The 1347-nt window shown below is 68.6% G+C and carries 1 protein-coding gene; it reads right to left on the bottom strand.

The window, feature by feature from the left end; all coding sequences use genetic code 11:
• Nucleotides 1-39 precede the first annotated feature (39 nt).
• Nucleotides 40-1277, bottom strand: a protein-coding gene (locus KYY02_RS33600) for an IS3 family transposase (RefSeq protein ID WP_371244860.1) whose coding sequence is annotated in 2 segments (ribosomal slippage) — nucleotides 40-953 and nucleotides 953-1277 — 1239 coding nt in all. Because the reading frame shifts where the segments join, the coding sequence is not laid out codon by codon here.
• Between the last annotated feature and the right edge of the window lie 70 nt (nucleotides 1278-1347).

Here is a 1347-nt window from a genome sequence, read left to right as displayed (position 1 = left end):
GGGGCCTTGTCCCTGCGGAGTGGACACCTGTTCGTATCGTTATGCGGCGAGTGTCAGGGTAGCTGACTGCTGTTCGTAGGCGTTCGGTGCCTGCTGTCCGTTCGCCGAGTGTCGCCGGCGGGTGTTGTAGCGCGTGGCCCAGCGGAAGACGGCCAGGCGGCAGGCCCGGGCCCCGTCGTAGCGGCGGGCGCCACGGAGCGTCTCGCGTTTGAGGGCGGCGTTGAACGACTCGGCGAGTGCGTTGTCCGCGCTCGTACCGACCGCCCCCATGGACTGTCTGACGCCCAACTGCGCGCACAGCTCGGCGAATTGGCAGGAGCTGTACTGGGTTCCGTGATCGCTGTGGAAGACGGCGCCGGCCAGACTGCCGCGGACCCGGGTGGCGGACCGGAGCGCGTCGGCGACCAGCTCGGTGCGCATGTGGTTGGCGATCGACCAGCCCACCAGGCGGCGCGAGAAGCAGTCGATGACGGTGGCGGGATACAGGAAATCGCCGTCGCCCACCGGCAGGTAGGTGATGTCGCCGACGTGCTTGGTGTTCGGCGTGTTCGCGGTGAAGTCGCGCCGCAGCAGGTCCGGTACCGGGGTGGCGGACGGTTCGGGCACGGTGGTGACCTGGCGCTTGCGCAGCCGCAGCCCGGCGATGCCGAACTTCCGCATCACCCGCCCGACGCGCTTGTGGTTCACACGCTCGCCCTCATCGCGCAGCTCGGCGGTGATCCGGGGGCGGCCGTAGGTGCCGTCCCACTCGGCGTGTACGGCCCGGATACGCTCGGCAAGCGCGACATCGGCCCGCTCACGTGCGGCGCGGGCCTCGCGGCCGGCCCGCCACTTGTAGAAGCTGGAGCGGGCGACCTCCAGCACGGCGCACAACCGCTTCACGCCCCAGGCGTGGTGGTGGTCCTCGATGAACTGGAAGCGGTTGGTCACCAGGTCATCTCTTGTGCGAAAAACTTCGTCGCCTTGCGCAGGATGTCACGCTCAGTGGCCAGTTTCTGCACCTCTTTGCGCGCTGTCGCCAGCTCCCGGCGCAGGGCCTCGTTCTCGGCCTGAAGCTCCTGGGCCGTCGGCGGGGAATCCACCGTGCTCTTCTCCGTGCTCGTGCTCGTCGTGCTGCCCCCGTCATGGCGGGCCCGCTCGGCCCGCACCCAGTTACGCAGCGTCTCCCGGCTGATCCCCAGATCTTTACCGATGCCCTCGAAAGTGTGGCTCGGGTCCGACAGGTACAGCGCGACAGCGTCCGCCTTGAACTCGGGCGAGTAGACCTTCATCACCATAAAAGATGCCTCCTACCCGGCCCCTGCCGGGGCCGGGCTCAGAGGTGTCCACCACTCGGGGACAGGTCCC

Source organism: Streptomyces pimonensis (genome assembly GCF_041380215.1).
In the GTDB taxonomy this organism is placed as follows: Bacteria; Actinomycetota; Actinomycetes; order Streptomycetales; family Streptomycetaceae; genus Streptomyces; species Streptomyces pimonensis.
The sequence above is the reverse complement of the archived record's forward strand: the minus strand, read 5'-3'. Positions and strand labels throughout refer to the sequence as shown.